This is a genomic window from Desulfofundulus sp., assembly GCF_049701015.1.
GTDB lineage: Bacteria > Bacillota > Desulfotomaculia > Desulfotomaculales > Desulfovirgulaceae > Desulfofundulus.
In genome coordinates, this window is record NZ_JBNATZ010000174.1 from 1 (window position 1) to 5,148 (window position 5,148).

At 50.4% G+C, this 5,148-nt stretch carries 5 protein-coding genes; all 5 read left to right on the top strand.

Going from position 1 to position 5,148, the window contains the following annotated elements:
* The coding region (locus tag ACPLUI_RS10545) for a tRNA (mnm(5)s(2)U34)-methyltransferase (RefSeq protein ID WP_424660222.1) at positions 1 to 377 on the top strand (377 nt) is incomplete at its 5' end.
* Positions 374 to 829 carry an arginine repressor gene (argR, locus tag ACPLUI_RS10550; RefSeq protein WP_424660223.1) on the top strand — a complete coding sequence of 152 codons (456 nt, stop codon included), beginning with the start codon at positions 374 to 376 and terminating at the stop codon, positions 827 to 829. The genes ACPLUI_RS10545 and argR, both read left to right, overlap by 4 nt.
* A 4-nt stretch (positions 830 to 833) precedes the next feature.
* A complete protein-coding gene (gene recN, locus ACPLUI_RS10555) occupies positions 834 to 2,531 on the top strand; it encodes a DNA repair protein RecN (RefSeq protein WP_424660224.1) in 1,698 nt (565 codons plus the stop codon).
* A gap of 362 nt (positions 2,532 to 2,893) precedes the next feature.
* A complete protein-coding gene (gene spoIVB, locus ACPLUI_RS10560; protein WP_424660225.1) occupies positions 2,894 to 4,084 on the top strand; it encodes a SpoIVB peptidase in 1,191 nt (396 codons plus the stop codon).
* A 184-nt stretch (positions 4,085 to 4,268) separates the two neighbouring features.
* Positions 4,269 to 5,033, top strand: a complete 765-nt coding sequence (gene spo0A, locus ACPLUI_RS10565) for a sporulation transcription factor Spo0A (RefSeq protein ID WP_424660226.1) — start codon at positions 4,269 to 4,271, stop codon at positions 5,031 to 5,033.
* Positions 5,034 to 5,148 lie beyond the last annotated feature (115 nt).

Here is a 5,148-nt window from a genome sequence, read left to right on the forward strand (position 1 = left end):
AATCCGGGAAGCACCTTCAATGCTCATCACTTGCGCATAGCGGTAATCGCCGTATGGCAGCCCACGTTCCCGACCATGTGCGGGCGGTTATGTTTAACCTGGGTTACCTGCCGGGCGGAGACCACCGGATTATCACCCGGCCCGAATCAACACTGGAAGCGCTTAAAGCTGCGCTGTCCCTTTTAGCTTCCGGAGGGCGTGTTTCCCTTGTCATTTACACGGGGCATCCGGGTGCCACAGAGGAACTGAGAGTTTTGGAGGAATTCACCCGTGCTCTACCTCCGCGTTATTATACGGTCATAAGATTATCTTTCTGGAATCGTTCCTCAAAGGCGCCGGTAGTAATTCTTTTGGAAAAAGCGGGTGCGGAAGTGTGAAGGCCCGTCGGCAAAGGCAGATCCTTGAAATTATCCGTCAGCAGGTTATCGAAACCCAGGAAGAACTGGCGGAAGCCCTGCGGGCTGCCGGGTTTTCCGTTACACAGGCTACCGTATCCCGGGATATCCGGGAGCTGGGATTGGTCAAAGTGCCTGGAGATGACAATACTTTTCGCTATGCCGCTCCCGGTGAACCACCCCCTTTAAAGCGGTATGAACGGTTGAAAAGACTCCTGCGCAGCTCGGTTCAATTCATGGATTTCAGCGAAAACCTGATAGTGGTCAAAACATTACCCGGCGAGGCCCAGGGAGTGGCTTCAGCCATTGACCAGGCAGCCTGGCCGGAAATTATAGGCACCGTGGCCGGAGATGATACCATCTTGATCGTGGTCAAACCCAAAAAGTTTGTAACTGCAGTTTTGCAACGCTTGAATCAGCTGGCCAGGGGGTGAGAAATTGCTGGTTTCCCTGGATATTCAGGATTTTGGTCTCATTGACCAGCAAACTCTGGAATTCAGCTCCGGGTTGAACGTACTCACCGGAGAAACAGGTTCCGGGAAGTCCATAGTGCTGGAAGCGCTCCAGGTTGCCCTGGGCGGCAGGGCGTCCGCGGAGCTTATTCGTACAGGTCGTGAACGGGCCAGAGTTACGGCAGTCTTTGAGATTCACACACTGGATGTGCTGAAAGAAAAACTGAAGGCCTGGGGGGTTCCCCCGGAGGAAGATGGGGTAATGGTGATGGCCAGGGAGCTTGCACGTAACGGGCGCAATACCTGCCGGATAAACGGGCAGTTGGTTACTTTGAATATTTACCGCGAAGCGGGCCAGCACCTTGTGGACATCCACGGACAGCACGAAAGCCAGTCGCTGTTCAACCCCGACCGGCACAGGGACCTCCTGGATCGTTTTGGAGGATTGTGGTCCCTGCGCCTGGAGGTTGCTAAAATTTACCACAAGTGGCGTCAACTCGTGTCTCAACTGGAGGAACTCCACCGCGGGGCCAGGGACAGACTGCACCGCCTGGATATGCTTGAATATCAGATCCGTGAAATTGATCGCGCCTGCCTTTCCCCCGGAGAAGAGGAAGCGCTCAACCGGGAGCGTAACCTGCTGGGCAATGCCGAAAAGATTGCCGCTCTGACCGGCAGTTGTTACCAGGTTCTGTACGGGGGAGAAGAAGGCATGCCGGCGGTCATGGACCTCCTGGGTCGTGCCTGCCGGGACCTGGAAGAACTGGCCCGTCTGGATCCCGGCCTTTCATCCCTGGCCTCATCGCTCAACGGCATTTTATACCAGGTGGAGGATGTAGCAAGAGAACTCTCCCGTTACAGGGACGGGGTGGAATTTACCCCGGGCCGGCTGCAGGAGGTGGAGGAAAGACTTGCGCGTATTCGCGACCTCAAGCGCAAGTATGGTGACACTGTGGAAGAAATCCTGCGTTATCGTGAAGAAGCGGCAGCCGAGCTGGAAAAGCTGGCTTTCAGCGAGGAAAATGCGCTGGCACTGGAGAAGGAGGTCAACCTCTGGGCAGAGCGCTGGCAGCAGAAGGCGCTGGAACTGTCCCATGCCCGCCGGGAGCATGCACGGCAGCTGGAAGGGGCGGTGGCCCGGGAACTGGCTGATCTGGAAATGGGGAAGGTGGAATTTCGGGTTCACTTTGAAGACCTGGCACAGCCTTCTGCTGCCGGGAGGGAGCGTTGTGAATTTCTGATCTCACCCAATCCGGGGGAACCTTTACGTCCACTGGCCAAAATTGCTTCCGGGGGTGAGTTGTCACGCGTGATGCTGGCCATGTGCGTCATCCTGGCTGCCGTGGATGAGCTACCCACACTGGTTTTTGATGAGGTAGATGCGGGAATCGGTGGGAGAACTCTCTCGGCCGTGGCCGAAAAGCTGGCTGATATCGCCAACCACCGCCAGGTGATATGTGTAACCCACGCTGCCAGGATAGCCAGCTTTGCCCGCACTCATTTCAGTATCTACAAGAAGGTTCAGGCAGGTCAAACCATAACACGGGTCAGGAGGCTTGATGATGAGGGCCGGCTGGCCGAGCTGGCCCGTATGCTCGGCGGACGGGATGCAGACGGCCTGGCAAGGGAGCATGCCCGTCACCTTCTTGAAGAGGCCCAAAAACACCTGGGATGTATTTCTTAAGCATAAAACGCAACTTGTTATCAAGCATTTCTACTTAAAAACTTTATATTAAAAAATTAAATTAACTTTTTTAAAAAGCCCAGTAATGGGCTTTTTGTTTTTTGCAACTCATATAAGCCAATAACGGCACATTTAGTCAGAATAATTGATATTATCTCAGGCTATCTTAAAAATGCACGCTGTTATTTTAAATTATGGCGTTTTATATGGATACCAGTGTCAAAGATGGAGGTGGGACCAAAAAATCAACGGGGAGGCGATTCATCCTGAGCAGAAAGAGATATGTTTTCATCACTGCAGTGTTTACCCTGGTTCTCAGTGTCCTTTGTATCAGCATAAGCATAAAAACTTCATTGTTACCCTTGACCACAAACGTTGCTGTAGGTGACCCCCTGATACCGGGGAGATTGCCCGCCAACATTTTTAAAGTCGAGATTTTATCCGGGGGACCGGTTGAAAGATTGACTTCCGTGCAGGGGGCTGTTCCTGTAGCTACTGTCCCTGGTAGGGTTGATATGCAGATAAAACTGCTGGGTTTTATTCCGCTGAACCGCCTGGTGGTTAATGTAGTACCTGCTGTAAAGGTTATTCCGGGAGGGCATTCTATAGGCGTCCTGCTTCATGCGCAGGGGGTAATGGTGGTCGGTCATGCCATGGTAACGGACATGAAGGGACAACGACAAAGCCCCGCGTTGCAGGCAGGAATTTTAAATGGTGATGTTATACTGAAAGTAAACGGAAACCGGGTGCGGAGTGAGGAACAATTGCGCAGGGAGATAAGCCGGTGTGGTAAAATGGGGCGTGCTGTTACGCTGGAGGTCAAGCGGGGACAACGCGTTTTCACTACCAGGGTTAAACCAATCTTTTGTTCCGAAACCAGAACTTATCATATTGGGCTATACGTACGGGATAGTGCCGCTGGTGTTGGCACCCTGACTTTTTATGAGCCGCGAACCCGGAAATACGGTGCTCTAGGTCATGTTATAAGCGACATTGAAACCAATCGTAAAATTGATCTTTATGACGGTAAGATTGTAGAAGCCCTTGTACAGGGAATTCGTCCGGGCCGGAGGGGTCAGCCCGGGGAAAAAATTGGTCTCTTTAATGGAAGCGGGTTGACAGGTAACATCGAAAAAAATACTTCCTATGGAATTTTTGGCCACCTGCAGGAGCCGCTGAGCAATCCCCTCTACCCCCAACCCGTCCCCGTTGCCCTGGTTTACCAGGTAAAAAAGGGCCCTGCCGAGATGCTCACTGTTTTAAAGGGGAATCGCATTGGGCGATTTTCCGTAGAAATATTACAGGTGATGCCCCAGAACAGGTGGGAAGGGAAAGGAATGATCATCAAAGTTAACGACCCAGAGCTTTTACGACAGGCCGGGGGTATCGTCCAGGGAATGAGCGGCAGTCCCATTCTACAGGACGGGAAGTTTGTCGGAGCAGTAACACATGTGTTTGTTAACGATCCAACCCGGGGTTACGGCGTACTTGCGGAATGGATGCTCTGGGAAGCCAATTTGATGCCCGTTCCAAAGGAGAAAAAAGTTGCATAAATATAAGATTTTTCGACTGATACCATACTTTTGTGCATAAGTTATTGATCGGTGTCATATATTAACAGAAATAGTAAATAAAATAATTACTCCTTTCAGAAGGAGATTTTTTTTGTGCGTCGAAATTGGTTATAAATACCATTAGAGATAAAATTCCTAAAAAAGACTCAGGAGGCGGGACTTGATGATTAAAAAAACCGTTAAGGTGCTAATTGCTGATGATAATCGGGAGTTTTGCGAATTACTGAAAGAATTTATCAATCAGCAACAGGATTTTCAATTATCAGGTATAGCATATAATGGTCTTGAGGCCCTGGAACAAATCAAGCAGCAAAAACCGGATGTGGTGGTACTGGATATCATCATGCCACATTTGGATGGCATTGGTGTACTTGAGAAATTGGGGAGTATCTCACCCCGGCCCAAGGTAATTATGCTAACTGCCTTTGGCCAGGAAAGTGTCACTCAACGGGCAGTTGAACTGGGAGCCGACTACTACATTTTAAAACCTTTTGACTTTGGAGTACTGGCTACACGTATCCGGCAACTTGCGGATGGAGTGAATGTATCTCAATACATATCTCCACCCAGAACCAGAAACCTGGACGTGGCGGTCACCAACATCATCCACGAAATGGGCGTACCCGCTCATATTAAAGGCTATCATTACTTACGGGATGCCATCCTGGCCGTAATCAACGAGGTCAACCTGCTGGGGGCAGTAACAAAAGAACTTTACCCCATGATTGCCCAGAAGTATCAAACAACACCCAGCCGGGTGGAAAGGGCTATACGTCATGCCATCGAGCTGGCATGGGACAGGGGTAATGTGGAAATGATGACCAAATTTTTTGGTTATACTATAAATCTACAGAGAGGAAAACCAACCAATTCAGAGTTCATAGCTATGGTCGCGGATAAACTAAGGCTGGAGGCGAAGGTTAGTTAAAGCTAAATGCGAGAACCTGACCGACGGTCAGGTTTTTTTGCGAGGCCTGGACCTTTCTTGACTGGCCGTTGCAAAAACTATAAAATGTTAGAGAAATATTAAGGCGGTGAGCGTA